The sequence below is a fragment of the Streptomyces kurssanovii genome, from assembly GCF_040677245.1.
In the GTDB taxonomy this organism is placed as follows: Bacteria; Actinomycetota; Actinomycetes; order Streptomycetales; family Streptomycetaceae; genus Streptomyces; species Streptomyces kurssanovii.
On the sequence record NZ_JBFAQK010000041.1, the window covers coordinates 1 to 24,517 of the forward strand.

The window sequence follows — 24,517 nt, forward strand, 5'->3', positions numbered from 1 at the left end:
GAAGCGCGGTACGGGTCCGGGCGGAGCCCGGTTACGGGAAGGGGCGGGGAGGGGACAAGCCCCCGCGCAGCGGACCCCCCGCCCACCCCACACGCACGGGCGGCGTCTTCCCGGACCGTCGCCCGTCGCGCCCGGTCGGGGCGGCGTGCGTGGCCGCGGCCGGCCGCCGCACCCCCCGGCCGGGCCACACCGCACCACCCACCCGACCCGCCAACGACCCCGTACAGAAGGGGACGCCATGCTCGCCCACCTCATCCGCAACGCGACCGTCGTCGACGGCACCGGCGCCCCCGCCTACGCCGCCGACGTCGGCATCGGCGACGACGGCCGGACTGCCACCATCACGGAGCCCGGCACCGGCGCCACCCCCTCGGCCAGGACCGTCGAGGACGCCACCGGCCTCGTCCTGGCCCCCGGCTTCGTCGACCCGCACACCCATTACGACGCCCAGTTGTTCTGGGACCCGTACGCGACCCCGTCCCTCAACCACGGCGTCACGACCGTCGCAGGCGGCAACTGCGGTTTCACGCTCGCGCCGCTCAACCCGGACCGTCCGGAGGACGCCGACTACACGCGGCGGATGATGTCCAAGGTCGAGGGCATGTCCCTCGTCGCGCTCGAGCAGGGCGCCCCCTGGAACTGGCACACCTTCGGTGAGTACCTGGACGCCCTCGAAGGCCGCACAGCGGTCAACGCCGGCTTCATGGTGGGCCACTGCGCCCTCCGCCGGCACGTGATGGGCCCGGACGCGATCGGCGGGCAGCCGACCCCGGCGCAGCTCGAGCGGATGCTGGCGCTCCTGCATGACGCCATGGAGGCCGGCGCCTGGGGCCTGTCCACCACGCAGTCGTCGACGCACTCGGACGGTGACGGCAGGCCCGTCGCGTCCCGTCACGCCCTGCCGCACGAACTGCTCGCCCTCTCCAGGGCTGTGGGGGAGCACGAGGGCACCCAGCTCGAGGCGATCGTCGCCGGGTGCCTCGACCGGTTCGGGGACGACGAGATCGACCTCCTCGTGGAGATGAGCGCCGCCGCGGGAAGGCCGCTGAACTGGAACGTCCTCACCATCGACGCCTCCGTCCCCGACCGTGTCCCCCGCCAGCTCGTCCCCTCCGAGCGTGCCCGTAAGGCCGGTGGCCGTGTCGTCGCGCTGACCATGCCGATCCTGACGCCGATGAACATGTCGCTGGGGACGTTCTGCGCGCTGAACCTGATCCCCGGCTGGGGCGAGGTCCTGTCCCTGCCCGTGCCGCAGCGCATCGCGAAACTGCGTGATCCGGCCGTCCGGGCCGGGATGCTGCGGCGCGCGGACTCCCCGGAGGCCGGTGTCTTCCGCCGGCTGGCCCACTTCGGCCGGTATGTCGTCGGGGACACGTACACCCGGGAGAACGAGGGCCTCACCGGCCGCGTCGTGCGGGACATCGCCGCGGAACGCGGCCAGGACCCTTTCCAGTGCCTGGTCGAGATCTGCGCCAACGACGATCTGCGTACGGTCCTTTGGCCCATGCCCAGCGACAACGACCCGGACTCGTGGGCTCTGCGCGCGGAGACCTGGCAGCACGAGGACGTGCTGCTCGGCGGCTCGGACGCGGGCGCGCACCTGGACCGGATGTGCGGCGCCCCGTACACGACCCGCTTCCTCGGGGACTGTCTGCGGGGCCGGAAGCTGGTCGGGCTGGAGGAGGCGGTGAAGATGCTGACCGACGATCCGGCCCGTCTTTTCGGTCTGCGCGACCGCGGCCGCATCGTCGAGGGTCACCACGCGGACCTCGTCCTGTTCGACCCGGAACGTATCGACGCCGGCCCGGCGACGCTCGTGCACGACCTTCCCGGCGACAGCCCGCGCCTGGACGCGAAGGCCGTCGGGATCGTGTCCGTGCGGGTCAACGGTGTCGAGACGATACGGAACGACAAGGTCACCGGCGCCGTACCGGGCCGGGTGCTCCGTTCCGGCCGTGACACGAGGACGGTGTCGACCCGGTGACGCCGCCGGAGCGGGCCGGGCAGCGGCTGTTCATCGGCGGACAGTGGGTCGAGCCCGACCTGGGTCACTACGAGGTGATCGACCCGGCGACGGAGGAGGTCGTCGGCCTGGCGCCCGAGGCGAGCCGCGCCCAGGTCCACGCCGCTGCCGCCGCCGCCCGCGAGGCCTTCACCACCTGGTCCCGCACGCGGCCCGAGGAGCGCGCCGCGGTCCTGGACCGGGCGGCCGCCCTGGTCCTGCGGGACCGCGAGGCCCACACGGAGCTGGCCCGTGCCGAGAGCGGCGCGACGACGGCCACGGCACGCGGGATGCAGGTGGCGGTGGCGGCGGCCCGGTTCGCCCGGTACGCCAAGGGCGCGCTGGAGCCGGTCGAGCGGGCCCTGCCGCCGCAGATCAGCGCCGCGGGCCCGATGGGCAAGGGCGGCGTGCTCGGCGCCGTCGCCGTACGCCGGCCGGTCGGCGTGGTCACCTGCGTCACCTCGTACAACAATCCGTGGGCGAACCCGGCCGGCAAGGTCGCTCCGGCGCTCGCCATGGGCAATACGGTCGTGGTGAAACCCGCTCCGCAGGACCCGCTGTCGGTCTACCGGATGGCGGCGGCCCTCGAGGAGGCGGGCGCCCCGCCCGGCACGGTGAACGTGGTCACCGGTTCCGCGCCGGCCGTCGGCGAGGCGGCCGTCGACTGCGCGGACGTGGACATGGTCAGTTTCACCGGCTCCACGGTGGTCGGGCAGCGCATCGCCGAGGTCTGCGGCCGTGGGATGAAGCGCCAGCTGATGGAGCTGGGCGGCAAGGGCGCGGCCCTCGTCTTCGACGACGCGGACATCGGTTCCGCCGTGCGCGGGATCGGTACGACGTTCTCCTTCTACAGCGGTCAGATATGCACGGCGCCGACGCGGGTGATCGCGCAGCGCGGCGTGTACGACCGGCTGGTGGAGGGGCTGGCCGGCTTGGCGCGTGCCCTGCGCGTCGGCGACCCGCGCGATCCGGCCACGGTCGTCGGACCGGTCATCTCGGCGGCCCACCGCGACCGGGTGGAGTCGTATGTCGACCTGGGCAGGAAGGAGGGCGCGCGTCTGGTGGCGGGCGGCGGGCGGCCCGCCTTCGAGAAGGGCTTCTACGTGGCTCCCACGCTCTTCGCCGACTGCACGAAGGACATGCGCGTCGTGCGTGAGGAGATCTTCGGGCCGGTGGTGGTCGTCGTCCCGTTCGACGACGAGGAGGAGGGGATCGCGCTCGCCGACGACGGCGAGTACGGCCTGATCGACTACGTCTGGTCGGGCGATGTGGCCCGTGCCTTCCGGGTGGCGGCCCGGCTGCGGGCGGGCGGGGTCGGGGTGAACACCGTCGGCCGGAACATGGAGGCGCCGTTCGGCGGGTTCAAGCGGAGCGGCGTGGGCCGGGACGTCGGCTCGTACGCGCTGTATGCGTACAGCGAGCTCCAGTCGGTGGTGTGGCCGGGCTGACGGCGGGCGACGGGTGGCCTAAATCCCTTGCGCCAATTGGCCCGGCGCCGGGCCGGAAAAACGCACGGGAAAATTTGAAACCGGACAAAACGGGTGACGCTGCGGTTCTCGCATCTCGGAAGAGTGGCGCTGACGCCTTGCGATGTACCGCTGGTAACCGCAATGAGGCTTCCGAATGTCTCGGAGACGTCCGCCTTGACCTTGGAATCAAGCGGCGAGGCTCCAGGAGAATCCGGACTTCGATCATCCGGATGTGGAAACCGCAGCACTTAACGTCCTCTCCATGACTCAGCTGGATGCGCGGCCACAGGCCGGAGACACGGTACGGAGCGCCCCCGACGGGGGTGTCCGCACCAAGGGCCTGGGCGGGAACTCCGTCGGCCTCATGGGTGGGGCTGTCATCGGCGTCTCGACGGTTGCCCCCGTCTACTGCCTGACCTCGACACTCGGGCCGACCGTCGGCGAGGTCGGACTCCAGATGCCCGCCATCTTCCTGGCCGGCTTCCTGCCGATGCTGCTCGTCGCCTTCGCGTACCGGGAGCTCAACAAGGCGGTCCCCGACTGCGGCACCTCCTTCACCTGGTCGGTGAAGGCCTTCGGTCCCAAGATCGGCTGGATGTGCGGCTGGGGACTGCTGGTGGCCACCGTCGTGGTCCTCTCCAACCTCGCCGGTGTGGCCACGTCCTTCTTCTGGCTCACCGCCGGAGAGATCACGGGCAGTGCCGACGTGGCCGCCCTCGACGGCAACAAGGCCGTCCACATCCTCACCACACTCGGCTTCATCGCCGTCGCGACGGCCATCAGCTACCGGGGCATCACCGCGACCAAATGGGTCCAGTACGCCCTGGTCGGCCTCCAGCTCACCGTCATCGTGATCTTCGCGGCCATGGCGATCGCCAAGTCCGGCGAGGTCGCCGGCTCCCTGGACTTCTCCCTGTCCTGGATGAACCCGTTCGGCGTCGAGTCCTTCTCCGCCTTCACCGCGGGGCTCTCCCTCTCGATCTTCATCTACTGGGGCTGGGACGCCTGTCTGTCCATCAACGAGGAGAGCGTCGGCAGCGCCCGCACCCCGGGCCGCTCCGCCATGCTCGCCATGGTCGTCATCGTCGCCTCGTACCTGATGGTCGCCATCGCCGTGCAGATGTACGCCGGCATCGGTGAGAAGGGCACCGGGCTCGGCAACCCGGAGACCTCGGACAACGTGTTCGCCGTGCTGGCCGACCCGATCATGGGCTCCGGTCTCGGCATCCTGCTCTTCGTCGCGGTCCTCGCATCCGCCGCGGCCAGCCTCCAGACGACCTTCATCCCGGTCGCCCGCACCGCCCTCGCGATGAGCGCGTACGACGCCATGCCGCCGGCGTTCGCGAAGGTCCACCCCCGCTTCAAGACCCCCGGGCTCGCCACGGTCGCCGCGGGCGTCGCGACCGGCGTCTTCTACACGGTGATGAGCCTCGTCAGCGAGAACGTCCTCGTCGACACGATCTACGCGCTCGGCCTGATGATCTGCTTCTACTACTCGATCACGGCCTTCGCCTGCGTCTGGTTCTTCCGCAAGGAACTGACCCGTTCGACCGGCAACCTGCTGGTCAAGGGCATCCTCCCCGGCGTCGGCGGCCTGATGCTCACCGCGGTCTTCGGCAAGACCCTCTACGACATGTGGGACCCGGCCTACGGCTCCGGATCCTCCGTCCTCGGCATGGGCTCGGTCTTCGTCATCGGAGTCGGCCTGCTGGTGCTCGGCTTCTTCCTGATGCTCCTCATGCAGCGCCGCAGCCCGGCGTTCTTCCGCGGCGAGGTCCTCACCAAGGAGACCCCGGCGCTGGAACTGGCCGACTGAGCGACCCTCTGCCGGGCCTGCGGTGCGTCTCTCGCGCCGCAGGCCCGGCTTTCGGCTGTCCGGGCCCCGTTGTCCGACCCGGGCCCTACAGTCAGCCGTATGACCGAGCCGCTGATCCGAGCCACCGAAGCGGGCGGGAGGTCCCTCGACGATCCGTCGGAGGTGGCCGTCCACGACCTGCTCGCCGACATGAATCTGGCGCACCCGTTCGTGATCGTCGAGCGGACCGACAGGGAACCGGTGGGCCAGCACTTCATGCAGGTCCATCTGAACGACGACTTCAGCTACCAGGTCGAATACCGCGAGGGCGGTGACCACCTGCACTTCGAGGCGCACGTGCCGTGGCAGGGGGACGTCATCGGACCCCAGTCGGTGGCCGAGGTCATCGGCGACTGGATGCGCGGCGGAGACCTGTGGCGCACGGCGCTGCCGTGGTCCCCGCTCTTCCCGGCCGGCAAGGACCGCGGCTAGGGTCGGGGCGGCCCCGGCGGCCGGCCCCGGGCCTCGCGGCCGTTGACGCCGTTCAGGCCGTGCGTTCGGCGGCGCCGCGCTCGACGCAGAACTCGTTCCCCTCCGGGTCTCCGAACACTCCCATCTAGCAGTTCTGGGAGTGCCCACCGATGGCAGCAAACACGCAGGTCAGCGCGCCTAGGCGTTTGACTCACTCTCCCGAGGGTGTGAAAACCAACCAGCCTCGCGCACTGTCCGCAATCCGCCTCAGCGTCGCCACGGACGAGACGACGTCCCCCGGTAGGCAGCGTGAAGCGAACGAGCTTGCCGCCGCTTCACTCGGCGCGATCATCGTCGGGGAAGCGGAAGACCTTGACGTGAGTGCCAGCAAGACCACGCCATTCGAGCGCCCGCAGCTTGGCCCCTGGTTCGAGCGGCCCGACGATTTCGACATCATCATTTGGTGGCGGCTTGACCGTGCCGTGCGCAGCATGGCCGACATGTCAGCGCTCGTGTCCTGGGCCCGGAAGCACGCCAAGCGACTCGTTTTCGCCGAAGGGCCCGGCGGGGCACGGCTCGAACTCGACATGTCCAATGTGGTCGGCGAATTGATCGCAACCCTTCTGGCGTTCGCCGCACAGATGGAAGCTCAGTCGATCGCTGAGCGCGTTACCGGCGCACAAGCGGCCATGCGATCCATGCCGCTGCGGTGGCGCGGTTCCCGTCCGCCCTACGGATATGAGCCTGCCGAACTCGACGGGGGCGGATGGACCCTCATACCGGACGCTGACGCCGTAAAGGTCATTGAGCGCATCACTCGCGAACTCATGGCGGGCAAGACAGCAAGCGCGGTTGCCGCTGAATTGAACGAGGAAAACGAACCCTCCCCGCGCGACTACTGGTCGATAAAGAAGGGACGCAAGACCGGAGGCAAGACCGGCGGGGCAAAGGGAGAGGGCGTCCAGCGGGAACAATTCAAGTGGGGTCCCAGTATCATCAAGCGCGTTCTCACCTCCGTTTCGCTGCTCGGTTGGAAGACGCACAACGGCAACCCCGTCCGGGACAGTGGGGGCCGTCCCGTTATGGCGACCAACGCACCGATACTCAGCCGTGAGGAATTCGACGCGATCGGCGCACTGTTCGCTGAGCGCTCCATAGACAACCGCGAACGCAAGGACACCAATGCGCTACTGCTGCGCGTAGTGCACTGCGATAGCTGCGGGGGCCGTATGTACCTCAGCAAGCCCACAAAGAAGGGTGCCAGCGTGAGCGACTTCTACAAGTGCAACGCGCACGCCCGGGGTGATAAGTGCGACGCACCCGCGAACATCAAGGCCGAATGGGCAGACGAGTACGCGGAACGAGAGTTTCTGCGCAGCGTAGGCGGACTCAAGATCACGGAAACCCGCACCATTCCCGGATACGACCCAACACCGGAGATTGAGGCCACTACCGCCGAGTTTGAAGACCACATGCGGCAAGAGGGCAGGCAGCGGAGCAATGCGGCACGGGACGCGTGGCAGCGGCGAGCGGACGCACTTGATGCCCGCTTGGCCGAACTTGAGGCACGGCCCAAGGTTGAGGCCCGTACAGAAGTGGTCCGCCTCAACCGCAGCTACGCCGACGAATGGCGGGCAGCGGATACAGCGGGCAAGCGCGCAATGCTCATTGAGGCGGGCGCACACCTGACCGTGAAGCGGGGCACCCGTGGCGGGTGGCGAACGCTGGATGAGCGGCGCGTGTGCTTCACCCTGCGGGAAGACTTCTTCGCTGAGGCAGCGGACGTTCTCAGTGACCACATAGCGGCCTAGCACGACAGCGAACAGCCCGTTCGGCCCGCGTGGTCGGGCAACACGACTTGACCGCAACGCTCGATGCCATCCTGCGTAGGATTTCGCTCGCGTTGAGCAAGCTCAGCGGTGAAGAGGAATCACTGATCACCCCGGGGTTTCGGCCCTGGGGCTTCCCATTTTGGAGAGAGTATGGAACCACACCCGCAAGACTCTGTGGCAGCCCGCCGGAAGCGGCACCAGGACGAGCCGACCGGGCCAGTAGTGCTCGGCGTGGTGCTCGCAAAGGCAGGCGGGGACACGGAAACCCACGCTGTCTTTGTCGGGGACCGTAGTAGAACGCTCTGCGGAGCACCGGTGTTCGCTGTCAGTGTCGGTAAGGGGGGCGGGACGCTGCCCCCGCCGTCATGCCGTGACTGTCGACGTGAGCTTAACGCGCTCTAGCCGCTCGCCTCAGCCCCTCTCAGCCCCGTTCGGCCCCAGTGGTCGAGCGGGGCTTTGTCATGCCCGCACACGGGCGCTGAGCGCCTTTCCGGTGCCCAGGTCGGCTGTGCCGCAACGTGCGTTCCTGCGCCGGGACAGGCGGCCGCAGAGAGCCCCTGAGGGCATCCGGGAAGGACGCTCGACGGCGGGTTCCCCAACGACGTTCGGTGCCCGCTGAGGGGGTGCAGCGTCATCCGACGGGGCGCGTTCGTCATCACAGCGGAAGGGGGGTGTCCCGCTGTATGAGAAATTGCGGGCCCGATTCGATTCGTCCACAGAGTTATCCACAACTTAGGTTCGCCTCAGTCGTCACCGCGTCACTCAGAAGCCAAGATCAATATGCCCTCTGACCAGCGGAAGTGACGCGAGTGACGAATTTAGGTTGTTTTTGGGTTCCCAACACAGGTATCTAATTAATGAGCTTTTATAGCTGCGAAACCAGAAGTGACATCATCGCGTCACTGCGTCACTCGGCCCGCTGAGTCGCCGGGCAACCCTCGCGATTCACGACGCAACCTTGCCCACTGACAGCGCGTGGGGGCTCCTGCACCCCTTCCCTTACCCGCTTCCGCGTTAGGCCAGCAAAGCGGCGCTTAGGCCGCTGAGCCATATCACGAATCAGTAACGGTAATTCCGGCGAACCCGACATAGTGGGCGCGATAAGCGTTTGACGCACTATCTAAATAGTAGAGGGGTTAACGCCCCTTGTCTTAGCGGACAGCGTGTGCGGACCCGAGTAGTTGAGAGTGCTATTCGGTTCCGCCCCTTCCGCTTACGTGTGCCAGCACGTAACACAAGCCCGGTGACCCCGGATCTCATGAGATGCGCTGCTGGCACAGCGTCCATGGGGTCCGGGTTTTTCCGTTTTCGGAGACCCTAATGCCCGACCTAAAAGCGTCCGTCCACCAGCTATGCCTAACGCTCGCATCCGCTGACCGTTCCTGCGGATGGTGCGCAAAGCCTGTTGGGATAGTGGACGGCCCCGGTCGACCCCGCAAGTACTGCACGGCGGATTGCCGAACCCGTGCTCAGAACTACCGCGCTGCTCTCAAGCTAAGGAACACAAAATGACTATCCCCGTGCCTAAGCCCGTGCCGATCCCCCGTCCGCTCGCTGACGAGATGGAATGGATCTTCCGTGACTTGGTCAAGTCGATTCGTGCCGATGGAACCGTGATCGAAGATGCGGACGGAAACATAGCCGTGCACCCGGGTGTTGAGCACATCAGTTGGCTTTATCGCTCGCTGCCTGCTAACCGTGTTTCTGGACGACGGGGCGACCATTGAGCGGGTATACGGACGACGAGCGAGATCTAGTTTTTGATTTCCTCCGAGCTAGGACCATAGACGCTCGGTCGCATCTTGTGCCCCGCCACTTGCTGATAGGCCTTATGCGCCGGTGGGCAAGAGAGAACGGGTATTCCGGGCATCCGGACAACGCGGCAACAACGGCGCTTCTCGCGCACGCTGGATACAAAACCGTCCGGGGCCGCAAAGACTGGGTCGTCCTAGGGCTGAACCTGCTACCCAAGGAAACGGCCAACGAAATGGACGCACCATGACGCTTGCATTCCTCGGCACCGTCGCTGTGCTAGCGGGTGAGCTTGCGGGCTCGCTTGCCGTGCGCCTGACTCGCCCCTAACACCCCTCAGCCGTAAGGCTGTTGTAAAACTCCATAACAACCGCAGCACCACAACCGCAGACACAACAGCGCGATCACAACCGGATACCACCAACAAGCCTGCGACCTACTCGATTGAGTGGGTCGCTTCCGTTTAAGGACCTACCTTGTCTTTCAACGTTTCCGCTGCCTCTAATGCACTCGCTGAGCGAGGACGAGCTACAGCCGAACTTCGCGCTCTCATGGATGAGTTTGCCAATAAGCCCATGCATGCCGCTGCGCGTTCGAAGGAAGCAAAGCTTCTTGAGATCATCGCGGATTATGACAAGATCCTCGGCTCGACCATTGCGGCCGGTGCTGCCGCTGAGCGTGCTGCGTCTCTCCACCAGGGTTACGTGATTCCGGGTGATCCGGTCGCTAAGCGTTCTCTTGCGGATGTCCGCGTGTTCGGCTCGTCTGTCGCTGAAATGCGTGAGGCTGATTTTGTGGCCGACACGTCTAGCGTTCCCGCTGCAACAATGCTCAGCGCTGCACCGAATGGTTCCCGACTGCTGGGCCGGCTGAATGCATTCGAGTTTTCGCGGACCCGTGGTGCCGTGCCTGTTGCCCCTCGTGTGACCGCTGAGCTTGCCCCGCGCAACGAGCCGATTGCCGATGTCGCCGTACCGGTGACCATTGGTTCGTTCCAGACGGTCAAGCCCACCGCGATTACTCGCATTGATGCGGACGAGCTGACCGATTACCCGTTCGCTGAGAAGTCCATAGAGGCTGCGCTACTTGCGGGTGTCGGTCAGCGTGTCGACCACGTTCTAGTGAACGGTGGCACCGATGGTGACGAGACTGTCTATGGCCTGCTCGACGTCGGCACCGTGACCACTACTCCGGCCGGTGAGACCACCCTCGACGCAGACCACGTCATTGACGCTGTGGCTCGCTGTGAGAACGCGGGCGGTACGCCTTCGGCGGTTATCGGTAACCCGGCTGAGATCCGAGCGCTACAGCGGTCTGTGGCGAGCCTTTACGGCGCTGCCTACCTTGACAAGCTTCCTGAGTTTGTCGCCCTGCCCGCTCTTGCAGACGGGACGGTAACCGTTCCTGCTGGCACGGTCGTTGTGGCCGATCTCGCTCAGGTCGGTGTGGGTGTTCGGAAGAACCTTGAAATTTCGAAGGTGACCACGGAAGCGAGCGTGTACGCGATTGATCACGTCGCGATTGCTGCTCGTGCTCGCGTTGGTGACGTGGCCATTGCGGACGCTGGACATGTTCAGGTCGTTGTAGCGGCTGCTGCGTAATGGCTGACAGCAATGCACCCCGGGTTCCCTCCCACCTCTGCGGAGGGGGCCCGGGGGCTTGTGCCGAGTGTCGACGCTACGACCAATGGCAGCGAGAGCAGAACGAGGAAACGGCAGCAACGATTCTCAACGACCGGGCCGAACGTAAGGGCTTTGAGGGTAAGTGGCCGTGCTATTGGGGCCGCTGCGAGCCTCAGCTACACGAGCCGTCTGCGCTATCTTTCGTGATCGCTGAACGGGCGTTGAGGTACCGAGCCAAGTTCCCTAAGACCATTGGGGAAACGGGGCTCGTGGTGGTCTGCCGTCCGTGCGAACAAGCCATACGTAACCGGACCCTTTTCGATGATGACGAGTTTGATGTTTGGGAGTCGCTGTGATCGGAGTCAAGTGGCGTTCCCGCGCTGCCCGCCTCCTCGCTCGCAAGTGGAATCCTGCAAGTGACGCAATCCTCACTGAGCTAGCGCAGCGAGCACTCAAGTTCGCCCGTGAGGGCAACGTCATTCGCTGTAGTCACTGCGGGGGAACGGGCCCCGTGCAAGGCGTTGTAGTTCTGTACGCGGACCCCGATCAGAAGGATTGGGATAGCGCTGCGGTGTGGTGCCAGGGCTGCGCTCGTGAGCTAGGCCGGCGGGACTATGTACGGCCTACTGCCCTGCCCGTTCCGCGTGATGACTCGGTTATCCAAGCCCTGTAAGGAGAGACATGTTCGAACCAACAGCAGCACAGATCGCAGCCGCTGTGTCTGCCATCCATGACTATGCGGTGGTGCCCGCCGATCCGGCGCAGCGGCACCGATTGTTCGCAGCGCTCGACGTGCTGAATGCCGTACGCCGCGCTGAGCAGCAAGACAGCGAGCGTGCTTATGAGTGACATCCTTCTAAGTGGCGATGACAGGGCGCACCTAACATACGAGCTGAGTTCGTGGGTATACCGACTCAGTCAAAGGAATGGTTACGAGCGTGTGCGATTCCCGGTCGCGCTGGCCGCTTCTATGCTTGGCGTGAATAAGCGCAAGCTATGGCGCAAGTTTGGGGACGTTGTCACGGCTGATCGGCTCGTAGAGTTTTGCCTGTTCGAGGAAAGCAGTCACCCGATGGTTGATATAGCGGCAATGGTTCTAGACAAGGACGACCGCTAGCACGAGAACCGGTAAGACCACTACACCCCCCGCCCCCTCAATTGAGTAGGTGGGGGGTGTTCGCATATAGGGGGTAGCAATGCGTACCCGGTGCCTAGGGATTCAGGGCCGTGCCTGTCGTGCCCTGGTGAAGTACGGCCATGGCTCACGCTGTGCAGCGTGTGAGTCTGAGTACCGCGCAAGGAAGAACGCGGTTAGTCGCAGCGTGCGTAAGCAACGCCTTGCGTCTGGCAATGGTGCTCAGCGCAGGATGCGCGCTGCGTTGAACCGTGTTGGTTCGGGTGTCTGCCGCTCGTGTCGGCGTGAGTCCTTGGCCATTGACCTACACGTTGACCACGTCGTGCCGCTTAGTAAGAACGGCATGGACATTGAGAGCAATGTGCAAGTGCTTTGCCGTGAATGTCATCGCCTCAAGACCCGCAGCGAGCGAGGCGGGGGCGGTAGGCCGCTGTGAAGTTGGCTGAGAGAGGGCTCAGCGAGCCCCGCTAAAACTCACAAGACGCACGCGTGACGCCGCCGCCCGCTGGGGCTGTCCGCCTACCCGCCACCCGTCACCACGAACGGAACACCAATGAAAATCACTAAGTGCCAGCACGTACCGTGCGGCAAGCCTTTCCCTGCTGGGTCCGACTGGCGTAAGCGGTACTGCGATGACCGTTGCCGTAAGGCTCACAATCGCGCTGAGAGGGTCGCGCAGACAGGCAGCGTCGCCACCGTCCACCCGATATCCCCTAAGGCGCTAGAGACCGCCTCAGAGCCCCTTGCGGAAGACGTTGTGAAACTATGGGCAGCGTTCATGGACCACGTTGCAACAGACGGACTTATGGTCATGGGAAGCGCGGGTGTCCCCGTCGCGCATCCGCTGTTGCGCTCGTTCAGCGCGCTGTATACGGCCATGAAGGAACAGACCGGTTTGGAACCCGCTGACGACGAAAGCGACGATGACAAGATTCTCGCCGCTGCCATGCGACGGGTTCACGCAATCCAAGCTGAGGAGTCCGCGCGGTATGGACACTGAGCCGCTTGTCTGCGCCATTGTCAGCGACGGTAGCGACCCGCTGTCACACGAGCTTTGGCCCGCTTTCGTGGTCCTGTTCAAACGTTCCTCAGGGCGTTTGCCAAGCCTCGCTGATCTCTACGCGTCCGCTTCCTGCCCGTGCTGTTTCTAAGAGCAACACCGTTGCCCCCGTGCCTAGTTGGCTGACGCTGACTGGCCGGGGGCTTTCGTGCGTTGGGGCTCAAGTAGGTGACCCTTGACAGGATTGCCGTTGTCGTGCTAGGGGCCGGCGGTGTCAGGCGTCCGCGACGAACGAGCCTTGACCCAGCACGGTGCGCAACTTCCCCTCAGCGCGGAGCGTGGCCACTGCCTTTTGAACCGTGGACGCTGCCACGTCGAACTCTGCGGCAAGGTCCACCACGGCGGGGAACCTGTCGCCGGGCGGGTAGGTGCCCGCGTCGATACGGCGGCGCAGCTCGTCGGCTACCTGCGGCCACACGGGCTTACCCCGGTCAAGATCCATGCTTCGAACGTATGCGTCTTCTCGAATTCGAGCGACCGCGAATGCGCGAATACGCGTATCCTCGGAACCGAAGGTGCCCCCGCGACGCTGCGAACGTCCGGGGGCGTGGTCGACGCTGAAAAGGAGCGCCAACGTGTTTGAGCTTATCCGCCGTCTCTTCGGGCTGTTCTTCCGGCCGTCCGGTCGACACCGAATCGACACGCCCCCCGCAGCGCCCGTAGTAACCCCTCCTCGGCCCGTGCGGCCCCATTTTGAACCGCTGGACGCTGAGGCGGTGGTCATGGTCCGTCCGTACCTTGTGGCGTGGGAGCAGCAAAGGGAACGGCAGTTGCAGCGGGAGCGGCGTACTGCGCTCGTTCTCGCCACTGCTGGTATCGACTATGCGGCGGTGAGCGCGTGAGCACTCGCCTACTCCCGTGGCCCGGTCCCGATGGGCAGCGCGCCTATCTGTCGACCGATGATGCGACGGGCTTCATGTCCCGGCTTGCCGACCGGCTCGAAGCAACGCAACTCGACACCGGGGCCGAAGTGCTCTGCCTGGTACGGCAGTTGCTCGAAGAGCCGAAGGTGTCTGACGCTGAACTCCGTTACGCAGTACGTCGGTTGAGCGAGTGCCTATCGGATGCGCTGCGGGTTGCTGAGTCGCGCGGAGCGCGCTTGCCCGTGCCGGACGGCGACGGAGACGACGACGGCCCCAGACTGCCCGCTGAGGCGTTCGGGTGACCCGCTCAGTGTTCCGCTACGAGCCCCACACCATCCGGACGGACACGAGTGCCGGGGCTACGTGGGAAGCGGCCTGTGTGACCGCTGACTGCCATGAGGAGTCCGGCCCGCAGACGGACAACGAAGCTGCGGATATGTGGGCGCTGCGCCACGCTGGACGCACCGGGCACATGCGGTTCCGGCGCACTGTCACCGGGTTCGCTGATGTGACCCGCTAGCCCCTCCAACTGCCCCCGTTGTGTGCTGCGCCGATGGTGCACGGCGGGGGCTTTCCCATGGTCTGACCAGGGGATACGATCAGAACTGGTAGTTACGAGTGTTCGGGTCCGCCAGCGTCACCCAACCCCGGCCGTCCGGCACACGGTGATCGGCGACGAGCGTCGCCCCGAGCGCCAGCAGACGCTCCACCTCCTCGTCACGGGTGCCTTCCGCCGGCACGATGTCCAGGTGGACGCGGTTCTTCAGGGTCTTCTTCTCGGGGACGGTGACGAACAGCAGCGCCCCGTTCTTCGACTCGACCAGAGCATCGTCGTCACCGGGAGCGTCGTCGTCGGAGACCTTCGCATCCAGCACCGCGGCCCAGAAGGTCGCGAGGCGGTAGGCGTCGGAGGAGTCGATGGTGATGTGGCGCACAATTGATCCCATGCCCGGAGCGTAGGCCCCGGGGCCGTACCGCACCGGCCATTTTCCGATGGGCGGGGAGGGCGGATAGGGTCGGACGCCGGGCCGCCCGCACCGCCGGCGGCCCGGACATCACTTCGCCGGACCGCGGGCTCAGCCGCCCAGAAAAACAGGGTTCGTGAACGCGGCGAGCGCCCCCGGCAGCGGCGGCATCACGGGCGCGTGACGTACCTCGGCGCGTACGTAGGTGGCGTACCGCGCGGTCGTGCGCCACTCCACCGTCCCGGTCCCCGAGGCGGGCAGCGCCGCCGAGTGCAGCACCCCTTGGTCGGTCACGAACCGAACCGTGCAGCCGGGCGCGCCCTCGACCTCCAGCCGGACCGTCACCGGATCCTTGTCGTCCACGCGGAGCCGCTCCCCGATGCCCGCGTGCCGGCCGCGCCCGCCGGCCGCGGAGAAGCCGAGCGAGACGTTTTTGGACTCGGCGACGTAACTGCGCCCTGCCTTGATCCCGTCGAGGATCGCCTCGCGGGTCAGGTCGTCGGCGAGGACGACGGTCTGCGGTGTGCCGACCGGGTCGGGGTCGCGGTGCGCGTCGCTGCTGCCCATGGCGGGTGTCCAGCGCCCGCCGTTGCGGGCGGCGAGCGCGAGGGTGCTGTCCCAGTCGGCGAGCGACACCTCGTCGTCGGGCGTGTAGGGCCCGTTCCAGACCTCCACCGCGTCGGCCTCCCCGAAGCCGAACTTCCAGTTGCAGCCGATGCAGGTGGCGTGCGGGTGGGCGGGGACCACCAGCCCGCCGGCCCGGCGGATCTCGCGGGCGTAGTGCCCGAAGCGGTTGTCGCGGGCGCGGTAGCGCCAGTCGACGAACGTGCCCGGATCGGTGCCGAGCGCCACCACGTGCCCGTTGCGGGTCGTGACCTCCTCCCCGAGCAGGATCAGCAGGTCGTCCCCGGCCTCCGCCGCCCAGTGGGGGTGCGCGGAGTGGGTGTTGTGCTCGGACGAGTTGATGAAGTCCAGCCCGGCGGCGCGGGCGAGGGCGGCGATCTCGGCGGGGGTGCGCCTGCCGTCCGAGTACCAGGAGTGGAGATGGCAGTCGCCGCGGTACCAGGCACGCCCACGGCCCTTGGCCCGCTCGGGCGGGTGAACCGCCTCCGGTGCCGGAGCCTGCTCGCCGTAGGTCAGCGTGACGGTCACCTCGTACGGGAGGCCCTGCGGCGCGACCGTGTACGGCCCCAGCGCGATGTGCCAGGTGCCGGGGCGGACCGGGCCCGGGATGTAGCCGGGGGTCGCCTCGTCCGCCCGGATGAAGAACTCCGTCCGGGCGCCGCCCGACCAGCCGCGGAAGCCGGCACCGCCGAGGGCGGTGCCGCGCTCGTCGAAGATGCCGATGTCGAGCGCGTTGCCCGCCGTCCCGGCCGGCTGGGCCGGCCGCTCGTACCGGTACGAGACGCGGATCTCCCGCACGCCCCGCGGCACTTCGACCGGCAGGTACACGTAGTCGGGGGAGCCCGGCGGCAGCGTGCCGCGTACGACCTCCGTCCGCCGGCCGCCATCGGGCGGCGCGGCGCTCGCGAAGCTCACGGTCCCGAGCGTAAGCGCGGCGGCGGCCCCGGTCACGAGCAGCCCGCGCCGCGCCATCGCGTGTCCCGCGTGTTCTTCCTCGTTGCACATGCCGTCGGACTCCCCAGGGTGTCGAAGGGCCTCAGTGACGCAGTCGAACGATGTGAACCCTGGTATTGAGCCGTGAACGGGCGACCAAGGGAAGGGGTTCGGCGGACGGCGCGGTCATGACCGGAGACGGCGCGGGCCCGTCCGCGGTCATGACCCGAGACGGCGCGGGCCCGTACGGCATACGTTGGGCGCATGCGGATGTCGACCACCATCTTCCTGACCGACGAGACGATCAGCCCGGTGCGGCTGGCCCGCGAGCTGGAGCAGCGGGGCTTCGCCGGCCTCTACGTCCCCGAGCACACCCACATTCCGGTGGAACGGACCACCGGCTACCCCGCGGGTGGTGAGCTGCCCCGCGAGTACGGCCGCACGCTCGACCCCTTCGTGGCGCTCGCCCAGGCGGCGGCGGTGACGTCGACGCTGGCCCTCGGCACGGGCATCACCCTGGTCGCGCAGCACGATCCGATCGACCTGGCGAAGCAGATCGCGTCCCTGGACCACGTCTCCGGCGGTCGCTTCACGCTGGGCGTCGGCTTCGGCTGGAACAAGGAGGAGGCGGCGGACCACGGGGTCGAGTGGTCGACGCGCCGCGAACTCGCACTGGACCGGATGCGTCTGATGCGAGCGCTGTGGGCGCCGGAACCCACCCCGTACAAGGGCGAGTTCGGCTCGGTCCGCCCTTCGTCGGCCTTCCCCAAACCGGCCGGCGGCGCCCCGCGCATCCTGGTCGGCGGCGCGGCCGGCCCGAAGCTCTTCGCCCACATCACTCAGTACGCGGACGGCTGGCTCCCGATCGGCGGCCGGGGCCTCACGGAGACGATGCCGCGGCTGCGTGCCGCCTGGGAGGCGGCTGGTCGCGACCCCAAGACCCTCCAGGTCGTTCCATACGCGGTCCGACCCTCGGCGGGGAAGCTGGCGCACTACGCGGAGCTGGGCGTGGAGGAGGTCGTCCTCCAACTCCCGCCGGGCGACGAGCCGGAGGTCCTGCGGGCGCTGGACGAGTACGCGCAGTATCTGTAACAGCTTCGGGAGGGGCCGTCGGACGGTGTACGGATCCCGCACGACCCGTGCGTCGATGCCGTCGATGCCGTCGACGACGCGCGCGACGGACACGAAGTCGTGGTCGCGATGCAGCACGACCAGGGCGTGGTGGGCCGACGTCGCACACAGCGGCAGGTCCAGCGGGCCGGCGCCGCGATGCCGAGTCATGCCGCCACGATGACGGCGGCCGTCGCACAGCCGCCGCACAGGCCCGGCTCGGGCGCGCGGAACGCGAGGTCGCAGGCGTCGCACGTCTGGAACGGGTCCGGGCGCGGCGCGGAGGGCGGGGCGGCCGGGAGCGGTGGCGGCAGTAGCTCCGTCAGCCGGTGCCGGAGCAGCCCCGCCGGACGGTGCAGCTCACCGGCGGGCAGCGCGGCCGTCAGCGTCCGCCGTACCGCGTCGGGCGCGACGCCCCGCTCGAGCCAGACGTCGACGGCCGGGGCCAGGCGGCCGATGTCCCGCTCGGAGAGCAGCAGCCGGGGATCGTGCCGCCGCAGGTCCGCGAGGAGGGCGGCGGGGACGGGCCGCGGTGGCGTCGGGGCGGGGTGCGCGGTCCCCGACCGGGGCCGTGGGCAGGGCTGCTTCGGCCGAGGTACGGGCTCGGGCCCCACGACCGGGTCCGGCACGGGCGGCTCGACGGCAGGCGGCGGCGCTTCCCGGACGGACGCGGTCACGGGCACGGCCCGCTCCGGCACACGGACCCGCATCGCGGTCGGGTTGTTGAACGACTCGGTCGTCGTGATCAGCCGCCCGGACGGCAACCGCACCCGCGTGCGCCGCAGATACCCGTACCGCTCCAGCTCGTTGAGCGCGTCCGAGATGCGGTCCTCGCCCTCGGGGAACCGCTCGGCGAGCTTCTTGACCGAGATCCTGGTCCCGGAGCGCAGCGACTGGATGTGCACGGACAGACCGATCGCGGTCAGCGAGAGCCGGTCGTGCTGGGCGAGGTGGTTGCCGACCACGACGAAGCGGTCGTTGTGCGGCAGGTTGATGTGCCGGATGCCGACCGTGGGAACGGGCGGCGACGCGCACAGGGGCGCGTTAAGCTGCGATACAGCCATGGGGAAGCGTTCTCTTCCTCGTTGGTGAGGCCCTCGATCGGGATGCCAGTCCCGGCCGGGGGCCGCCGCATTTCTGCGGTCGTGTTCTGTTGTCGAGGCTGAGCTTGCACCGCGTCATGGCATATGCGCCAGTTGAGTTGGGATGCGTCACCCGTCCGAGTGAGCGGAGGTGAGGTGGGGGTGGGGAAGGTTCTTTCCCTGGTTCTTGAAGCCTTTTGAAGCGGGCGGTTCGAGGTCCAGGAGAACCGGGACCGGGGAACCCCCGATCCGGCCGTACCATGGCAAATCGCCCCCATCCGGGCGCGCGTTCCGCCGCGGGTTCGGTTCAGCCCCTCAGGGCGTGCGAGCGGCCCCGGTGAGCGCGACGAAGTCGGCCCAGGCGGAGACTGGTTGTTGTAGACGTACAACTGGACGGCGTCCGCCTCCAACTTGGCGTAGCTCCGGTACCACTCCGGATGCCGAGTCCGGGCGCCTGAGCCTCCCGTACATCCGAAACCGCCGCCCGCAGTACGCCCCGCGCATCCAGTAACCCGTCCGCGCGTTCCAGGAAGTCGGGCTGTGGCGTCCGCACGCCGCGCTCACCACCCACTGATCGCACTCCCTGTGCGCGTATTGCAGCGCCCCGCAACGCGAGATGACCGACGTGCCGTTGCACGTCCGAGTGGCCCCCATGTGGACAGTGCGATCCGCCGTCAGTCGTCCGTCCTACCCATCGCACTCGGTCCGTACGCCCCGTTACAGAGACGCCGTCGTGTCCTCATCCAAGACACACGCAAGGATAGTCCCGGATTCGATCTCGGCGGGGACGATTCCTGTGAAAACCACCTTGGCGACGTGGGGGGGAGTGAAATAATCCACGAAGACTCCCTTGTACCGCTCGATTTGCTGAAGGCTGGCGCGAAATTGAGTGGAAGAGGCATCGCTGGTTGTGCTAGCGAGGGCGAACGTCTGGCCAATGTGCACCGTTCCACTGATGCATCTCACAATGTAGGTTCCGTGAGATGCGTCAGATGCTTCTGTGGAGTAAATCTGCAATTTACCGTCATCCGACATACCTGTAGGCCTCCGCGACGAAATGCTTTATCTGATCCGGTGACAGTTTGGGCACCTCCAACTTCAATGCCTCGCTTATTCCGCCTATATCGTGCACCTTTGGTAGGTGAATGCTCATATTTTCCAGGATGCCCTTCGCTGCATCTACGGGGAGTTCGACGCTGGCCAACTTGGCCAGTGCGGATGCGGGTAGTCCGACTGCGACCTCTGCTTCAGCCGGTATCCAGCCCCGCTCTGTAGGTACTCCGTCAAGAGCGCTTCGCGGGATCAGTTGAACTATCGCTTCGCCGAACCTCTCCGAGGTCCGTGCGCGGCGTCGGGCCGTAGACGCTCTCCGTGGACGCTCCAGTAGAGGTGGCAACCATCCGCATCCGCGGACGGGCGGGGCGTGCGCCGGGCCTCGGCCCGGACGAAGTGCGCCCCGGGCCGCGGCGAGGCGGCCCGGGGCGGGCGCTACTGCACGTATGGGATGGGACCGGGCGGCGGTCCGTGTCCCGTGCTGCTCGTCATCCGAACTGGCCGGGCCGGTAGCTGCCGGCGGGCTGCTGGACGATCACGTTCGCGCGGTTGTAGGTGTTGATGAGGGCGATGAGGCAGACCAGGGCGGTGAGTTGCTCCTCGTCGTAGAACTTGGCGGCGTTCGCCCATGCCTCGTCGGTGACGCCACCGGCCGCGTCGGCGATGCGGGTGCCCTGCTCGGTCAGCTCCAGGGCGGCACGCTCGGCGTCGGTGAACACGGTGGCCTCACGCCAGGCCGCGACCAGGTTGAGGCGCACGGAGGTCTCTCCGGCGTGCGCGGCGTCCTTCGAGTGCATGTCGGTGCAGAACCCGCAGCCGTTGATCTGGCTGGCGCGGAGCTTCACCAGCTCCTGCGTCGCGTGGGGCAGCGTCGAGTCCGAGACGACCTTGCCCGCGGCGTTGAGGTGCTTGATGAACTGGAGGGCGACCGGGTTGCCGAAGAGGTTCAAGCGAGCATCCATGGTGGGCTCCTGTGCCGTTTGCCGATGGTTACACCGACATGACGGAACGACCCGGCGCGGATGTGACACGGCTGGATGTGACCCGCGTCACGGTCCGCTGCGGTGCGGACACGGCGCCCGTCGATCACGTCGGCAGGGCCTTCGCACCTGGTGGGCGAGACGGTGGTCCCTGCGGATGGTCATGAACCGGGAGGTGCCTGCCGCACGCCGCCGCCGGCCATGCCGTGCGTGCCGGGAAGCCGGACCGTGACGAGGAGGCCGCCGGCGGGGCGGGGGACGAGGTCGAGGGTCCCGTCGTGGGCGCGGACGATGCTGTGCACGATCGCGAGGCCGAGACCCACGCCGGCATGCTCGTCGGTGCGTACGCGTTCTGTTCCGCGCCGGAAAGGCTCGGTGAGGGCCGGCACCAGCTCCGGTGGCACTGGATGACCCGTGTTCTCGACCCGCAGCACGCTCGCGTCGCCCTGCGCTTCGGTGTGGACCGTCACGGTGCCGCCGACGGGGAGGTTGTGGACGATGGCGTTCTGGACGAGGTTCGTCACCATCCGCAGCAGGAGCTCCGCGGAGCCGCCGGTCCATGTCGCTCCGCCGGTGACGTCGAGCGTGGTCCCACGCTGTTCGGCGAGGGAGAGCAGGGTCTCGGCGGCCTCTTCTGCGATGAGTGAGAGGTCGACGCTCTCGCGCGTGAAGGTCCCGCGGTCGCTGCGGCTGAGCAGCAGGAGGGACTCGGTGAGGCCGATCGCGCGCGTGTTGACAGCCCGCAGGCGTTCGATGAGTTCGGTCCGGTCCCGTGTGGGGTCCTTGCGGGCGACGTCGAGCAACGCCTGCGAGATGGCCAGCGGGGTGCGTAGTTCGTGGGAGGCGTTGGCCGCGAACCTCTGCTGCTCGGCGACGTGCGACTCCAGTTGCTCGAGCATGGTGTCGAACGCGTCGGCGAGTTCCCGGAATTCGTCCTGGCGGCCTTCCATGCGGATCCGGTGGGACAACGATCCGCTCCCGGCCATTCCCGCCGCATCCGTGATCCGTGTGAGCGGTGCGAGCATCCGTCCGGCGAGGATCCATCCCCCGACGAGGCCGAACACGAGCAGGAGGACCATCGCCACGGCCGCGGCGGGGAAGAAGGTGCGCACAAGGAGGTAGCGGTTGGGTGCGATCCCGAGAAGACCCTGAGAATTGTCGGGTACGTAGCGCAGCAGGAACACCCACACCACGGCCAGCAGGAGAGCGCCGGCGACGGCGAGGAACCCGGCGTAGCTGAGGGTGAGTTTCCAACGGACGCTGAGCCCTGGGCGTCTATGCATGCGCAGTGCCGGGGCGGGTGGTGTCGGGGCCGGTGTCGATGCGGTAGCCGACACCCGGCACCGTGGCGATGATCCATGGCTCGCCGAGCCGTTTGCGCAGGGCGGAGACGGTGATGCGCACGGCGTTGGTGAGGGGGTCGGCGTTCTCGTCCCAGGCCCGTTCCAGCAGCTCCTCGGCGCTGACGACCCCGCCCTCGGCGGCGACGAGGACTTCCAGCACGGCGAACTGCTTGCGGGTGAGCGCGACGTAGCGTCCGTCGCGGAAGACCTCCCGGCGGAAGGGGTCGAGCCGCAGGCCCGCGATCTCGCGGACCGGGGGCCGTGCGTACGCGCGCCTGCGGTCGAGTGCCCGCAGCCGCAAGACGAGTTCCCGCAGCTCGAACGGCTTGGTGAGGTAGTCGTCGGCACCGAGCTCGAAGCCGGACGCCTTGTCGTCGATCCGGTCGGCGGCGGTGAGCATGAGGATCGGGATGCCGCTGCCGGAGGCGACGATGCGCCGTGCGACCTCGTCGCCGGAGGGGCCGGGGATGTCGCGGTCGAGGACCGCGAGGTCGTAGGAGTTGACGCTCAGCAGTTCCAGGGCGGAGTCGCCGTCGCCGGCGATGTCGGCGGCGATCGCCTCCAGCCGCAGACCGTCACGGACGGCCTCGGCCAGGTACGGCTCGTCCTCCACGATCAGTACGCGCATGTCCGAAGCCTAAGCAGCACGACGTATCGCCGTCGTATCCAGAGACGTGTGCACATCGGACACGCGATTCAGCCCGCCGACGCCGACGCCGACGCCGACGCGGGCGCGGGCGCGGGCGCGGGCGCGGGCTCGGGCTCGGGCTCGGGTGTCGGCTCCGGGCCAGGCCGGTCCGAGGGCGCTTCCGCCGCGGTGCGCCACCAACGGCGCGACGCCAGCGCGGCCAGCACGGCACCGGTGGCGTTGACCAGTACGTCGTCCACGGAGGACACCCGGTCCAGCTGCAGGACGTACTGTGCGGTTTCGACCACGATCGAACAGCCCGCCCCGAGCGCCAGGACCCGCGGCACGGACGCCGGCGCCGCGAACCGCATCGGCGCGAAGAACCCCAGCGACGCGAAGACGAGCAGGTTGCCGGTGATCCCGAGCGGCCCCATTGTGACCAGGTCCCGCAGCGGTACCAGGCTCACCCGGGCGGGGACGATGCCGGCCCCGCCGCCCGGCATCATGGTCATCCACAGGAACGGCACCGTCCCGTGGACCATGCCCACCTCGGCCAGCGACATCCGCCACGCCGATGCGATGCCGGCGGCACGCCGGCGACGCGCCAGGGCCCACGCCACCAGCGCGGCCAACGGCAGCGCGACCAACGTCATGAGCACCACACCGTTGAACGTGTCGTAGCAACCGTGCCACCGCCCGGCCATGCACCTCGGAGCGGCCATCATGAGCGGCCCCCGCACGACGAACACGGCGCTCGCCAGGCCGAGGAGCGCCAGGCCGAGAAGCACGATCCTGCGCGTGCGGCGGGGCGGTGCCGACAGGGATGCGTTGTGGCTCATGCCCCCATTGGAGACGGAGGGCCGTTGCGGCGGCGTATGCGATTTTCGATACGCCCGCGATACACGGCCCGGCATCAAGGGACCGGCGCGAGCCGGAGCCGAGACGGCCCCGCCATCGGTGAGGCCCAACCTCCGGCCATGGCGGTAGTGCTCCTCACGGCCAGGCGCAGTTCGCGCCGTCGGTCGATCGACTCCTGCACATTCTCGCGGACCATCACGACTCGCTGCGCGACGGCGTCAAGGTCGGTGCGGTCAGGCCGTCTGTCGCGTCGTCCGGGCTCGCGTACGGGTCCGTCGGCGGGGTCGGGAGGTATGCGCACTCCGCGTGCACGCCCCCGTGGAAGCGGCCGCCGTCCGCGTACCACTCGTAGACCTGGCGGCCGTCGCCGTCGCGTTCCGTGCGCAGCGTCCAGTTGTCGCCCGACGGCGTGGAGTCGAACGAGACGACGTCCCAGCCCTCCGCCTTCAGGTGGTCGCGCAGGCGGCGCATGGCCGGGAGCGCGTCCGACTCCGGGACGTCGGTGAGTTGCCACTGGTGGGAGAGGGCGTAGGCGTTGTCGACGTGCTCGTCGGCCACGCTCTCCAGGCCGTCCGGGTAGCAGTAGCCGGACGACAGGGAGTTGAACTCGCCCGGCGGGAGCTGTGTGTCGAAGCCGAGGACGTCGTACGACTCCTGGGAGCGGGTGCCCGCCCGGTCGGCCATGGTCTGCGGCGCGGCCTTCGGGTAGTCCTCCGGGGTCGCGCGCTGGACGCCGTACGTCACCAGCACGACGAGGACCAGCAGCACAGGGATGCCGACGATCGCGGCCACGGTGATGCCGAGCCACTTGGCGGCGGACGCGGCGGACGGGCTGGTGCTGGGCGGCGCGAGATCTTCGGTCACGAGGACGACGCTACGAGGCGGGCCGCCACGGCCGTACCCGCCGACGCACTCAAGTCGGATGAGCACGGCTACTCAG

Annotated in this window: 20 protein-coding genes; 11 read left to right on the forward strand and 9 right to left on the reverse strand. The window is 67.8% G+C overall.

All coding sequences use genetic code 11. The features are described 5' to 3' along the window. Positions 1-238 precede the first annotated feature (238 nt). The 9 genes from AB0K36_RS24515 (at position 239) to AB0K36_RS24555 (ending at position 12,514) form a co-directional block, all read left to right on the forward strand. A complete protein-coding gene (locus tag AB0K36_RS24515) occupies positions 239-1,984 on the forward strand; it encodes an N-acyl-D-amino-acid deacylase family protein (protein ID WP_364598157.1) in 1,746 nt (581 codons plus the stop codon). Further along, positions 1,981-3,450 carry an aldehyde dehydrogenase family protein gene (locus AB0K36_RS24520; protein WP_364598160.1) on the forward strand — a complete coding sequence of 490 codons (1,470 nt, stop codon included), beginning with the start codon at positions 1,981-1,983 and terminating at the stop codon, positions 3,448-3,450. The genes AB0K36_RS24515 and AB0K36_RS24520 overlap by 4 nt, the downstream gene beginning before the upstream one ends. A gap of 283 nt (positions 3,451-3,733) precedes the next feature. After that, a complete protein-coding gene (locus AB0K36_RS24525; RefSeq protein ID WP_364598163.1) occupies positions 3,734-5,287 on the forward strand; it encodes an APC family permease in 1,554 nt (517 codons plus the stop codon). Between the two features lie 99 nt (positions 5,288-5,386). Then, positions 5,387-5,758: a hypothetical protein gene (locus AB0K36_RS24530; protein WP_364598166.1), complete on the forward strand. Its 372-nt coding sequence runs from the start codon at positions 5,387-5,389 to the stop codon at positions 5,756-5,758. 206 nt (positions 5,759-5,964) lie between these two features. Further along, complete coding sequence (locus tag AB0K36_RS24535; protein ID WP_364598169.1) at positions 5,965-7,548, forward strand: recombinase family protein; 1,584 nt, start codon at positions 5,965-5,967, stop codon at positions 7,546-7,548. Positions 7,549-9,077: 1,529 nt separating this feature from the next. Then, on the forward strand, positions 9,078-9,296 hold the full coding sequence (locus tag AB0K36_RS24540) for a hypothetical protein (protein WP_364598172.1): 219 nt from the start codon (positions 9,078-9,080) through the stop codon (positions 9,294-9,296). A 576-nt stretch (positions 9,297-9,872) separates the two neighbouring features. After that, on the forward strand, positions 9,873-10,922 hold the full coding sequence (locus tag AB0K36_RS24545) for a phage major capsid family protein (RefSeq protein WP_364598175.1): 1,050 nt from the start codon (positions 9,873-9,875) through the stop codon (positions 10,920-10,922). Positions 10,923-11,624: 702 nt separating this feature from the next. After that, positions 11,625-11,792, forward strand: a complete 168-nt coding sequence (locus tag AB0K36_RS24550) for a hypothetical protein (protein WP_364598178.1) — start codon at positions 11,625-11,627, stop codon at positions 11,790-11,792. 518 nt (positions 11,793-12,310) lie between these two features. Next, positions 12,311-12,514, forward strand: coding sequence for an HNH endonuclease (locus tag AB0K36_RS24555; RefSeq protein ID WP_364598181.1), 204 nt, complete (start codon positions 12,311-12,313; stop codon positions 12,512-12,514). A gap of 838 nt (positions 12,515-13,352) precedes the next feature. Here the strand turns inward: AB0K36_RS24555 and AB0K36_RS24560 are convergent. Then, positions 13,353-13,580 (reverse strand): GntR family transcriptional regulator, encoded by a 228-nt coding sequence (locus AB0K36_RS24560; protein ID WP_364598184.1) that lies wholly within the window; start codon positions 13,578-13,580, stop codon positions 13,353-13,355. 731 nt (positions 13,581-14,311) lie between these two features. On the opposite strand from AB0K36_RS24560, the gene AB0K36_RS34790 reads away from it, so the two are divergent. After that, positions 14,312-14,521, forward strand: a complete 210-nt coding sequence (locus AB0K36_RS34790; RefSeq protein ID WP_494517680.1) for a DUF7848 domain-containing protein — start codon at positions 14,312-14,314, stop codon at positions 14,519-14,521. Between the two features lie 79 nt (positions 14,522-14,600). On the opposite strand, the gene AB0K36_RS24565 is transcribed toward AB0K36_RS34790, so the two are convergent. Together AB0K36_RS24565 and AB0K36_RS24570 are read right to left on the reverse strand one after the other, a co-directional pair. Continuing rightward, positions 14,601-14,948: a VOC family protein gene (locus AB0K36_RS24565; RefSeq protein ID WP_364598187.1), complete on the reverse strand. Its 348-nt coding sequence runs from the start codon at positions 14,946-14,948 to the stop codon at positions 14,601-14,603. A 129-nt stretch (positions 14,949-15,077) separates the two neighbouring features. Continuing rightward, positions 15,078-16,595: a CehA/McbA family metallohydrolase gene (locus AB0K36_RS24570; RefSeq protein ID WP_364598190.1), complete on the reverse strand. Its 1,518-nt coding sequence runs from the start codon at positions 16,593-16,595 to the stop codon at positions 15,078-15,080. A 192-nt stretch (positions 16,596-16,787) separates the two neighbouring features. Here AB0K36_RS24570 and AB0K36_RS24575 point away from each other — a divergent pair, with 192 nt between their 5' ends. After that, entirely contained in the window at positions 16,788-17,615 is an 828-nt protein-coding gene (locus AB0K36_RS24575) for an LLM class F420-dependent oxidoreductase (RefSeq protein ID WP_364598193.1), read from the forward strand. Positions 17,616-17,800: 185 nt separating this feature from the next. Here AB0K36_RS24575 and AB0K36_RS24580 read toward each other — a convergent pair whose 3' ends face one another. The 6 genes from AB0K36_RS24580 to AB0K36_RS24605 form a co-directional block, all read right to left on the reverse strand. Continuing rightward, positions 17,801-18,697: a helix-turn-helix domain-containing protein gene (locus AB0K36_RS24580; protein WP_364598196.1), complete on the reverse strand. Its 897-nt coding sequence runs from the start codon at positions 18,695-18,697 to the stop codon at positions 17,801-17,803. Between the two features lie 1,559 nt (positions 18,698-20,256). Next, entirely contained in the window at positions 20,257-20,730 is a 474-nt protein-coding gene (locus AB0K36_RS24585) for a carboxymuconolactone decarboxylase family protein (RefSeq protein ID WP_189468978.1), read from the reverse strand. Between the two features lie 179 nt (positions 20,731-20,909). After that, entirely contained in the window at positions 20,910-22,031 is a 1,122-nt protein-coding gene (locus tag AB0K36_RS24590; RefSeq protein ID WP_364598199.1) for a sensor histidine kinase, read from the reverse strand. Next, complete coding sequence (locus AB0K36_RS24595) at positions 22,024-22,719, reverse strand: response regulator transcription factor (RefSeq protein WP_364598202.1); 696 nt, start codon at positions 22,717-22,719, stop codon at positions 22,024-22,026. The genes AB0K36_RS24590 and AB0K36_RS24595 overlap by 8 nt, the downstream gene beginning before the upstream one ends. A gap of 68 nt (positions 22,720-22,787) precedes the next feature. Continuing rightward, positions 22,788-23,558, reverse strand: coding sequence for a VanZ family protein (locus AB0K36_RS24600; RefSeq protein ID WP_364598205.1), 771 nt, complete (start codon positions 23,556-23,558; stop codon positions 22,788-22,790). Positions 23,559-23,772: 214 nt separating this feature from the next. Then, positions 23,773-24,441 carry a hypothetical protein gene (locus AB0K36_RS24605; RefSeq protein WP_364598208.1) on the reverse strand — a complete coding sequence of 223 codons (669 nt, stop codon included), beginning with the start codon at positions 24,439-24,441 and terminating at the stop codon, positions 23,773-23,775. Between the last annotated feature and the right edge of the window lie 76 nt (positions 24,442-24,517).

Excerpts from the sequence above, each read along its gene's own strand:
- AB0K36_RS24515 (WP_364598157.1), top strand. The coding sequence starts at position 239 with ATGCTCGCCCACCTCATCCGCAACGCGACCGTCGTCGACGGCACCGGC.
- AB0K36_RS24525 (WP_364598163.1), top strand. The coding sequence starts at position 3,734 with ATGACTCAGCTGGATGCGCGGCCACAGGCCGGAGACACGGTACGGAGC.
- AB0K36_RS24530 (WP_364598166.1), top strand. The coding sequence starts at position 5,387 with ATGACCGAGCCGCTGATCCGAGCCACCGAAGCGGGCGGGAGGTCCCTC.
- AB0K36_RS24540 (WP_364598172.1), top strand. The coding sequence starts at position 9,078 with ATGACTATCCCCGTGCCTAAGCCCGTGCCGATCCCCCGTCCGCTCGCT.
- AB0K36_RS24545 (WP_364598175.1), top strand. The coding sequence starts at position 9,873 with ATGGATGAGTTTGCCAATAAGCCCATGCATGCCGCTGCGCGTTCGAAG.
- AB0K36_RS24550 (WP_364598178.1), top strand. The coding sequence starts at position 11,625 with ATGTTCGAACCAACAGCAGCACAGATCGCAGCCGCTGTGTCTGCCATC.
- AB0K36_RS24555 (WP_364598181.1), top strand. The coding sequence starts at position 12,311 with ATGCGCGCTGCGTTGAACCGTGTTGGTTCGGGTGTCTGCCGCTCGTGT.
- AB0K36_RS24560 (WP_364598184.1), bottom strand. The coding sequence starts at position 13,580 with ATGGATCTTGACCGGGGTAAGCCCGTGTGGCCGCAGGTAGCCGACGAG.
- AB0K36_RS24565 (WP_364598187.1), bottom strand. The coding sequence starts at position 14,948 with ATGGGATCAATTGTGCGCCACATCACCATCGACTCCTCCGACGCCTAC.
- AB0K36_RS24570 (WP_364598190.1), bottom strand. The coding sequence starts at position 16,595 with ATGTGCAACGAGGAAGAACACGCGGGACACGCGATGGCGCGGCGCGGG.
- AB0K36_RS24575 (WP_364598193.1), top strand. The coding sequence starts at position 16,788 with ATGCGGATGTCGACCACCATCTTCCTGACCGACGAGACGATCAGCCCG.
- AB0K36_RS24580 (WP_364598196.1), bottom strand. The coding sequence starts at position 18,697 with ATGGCTGTATCGCAGCTTAACGCGCCCCTGTGCGCGTCGCCGCCCGTT.
- AB0K36_RS24585 (WP_189468978.1), bottom strand. The coding sequence starts at position 20,730 with ATGGATGCTCGCTTGAACCTCTTCGGCAACCCGGTCGCCCTCCAGTTC.
- AB0K36_RS24590 (WP_364598199.1), bottom strand. The coding sequence starts at position 22,031 with ATGCATAGACGCCCAGGGCTCAGCGTCCGTTGGAAACTCACCCTCAGC.
- AB0K36_RS24595 (WP_364598202.1), bottom strand. The coding sequence starts at position 22,719 with ATGCGCGTACTGATCGTGGAGGACGAGCCGTACCTGGCCGAGGCCGTC.
- AB0K36_RS24600 (WP_364598205.1), bottom strand. The coding sequence starts at position 23,558 with ATGAGCCACAACGCATCCCTGTCGGCACCGCCCCGCCGCACGCGCAGG.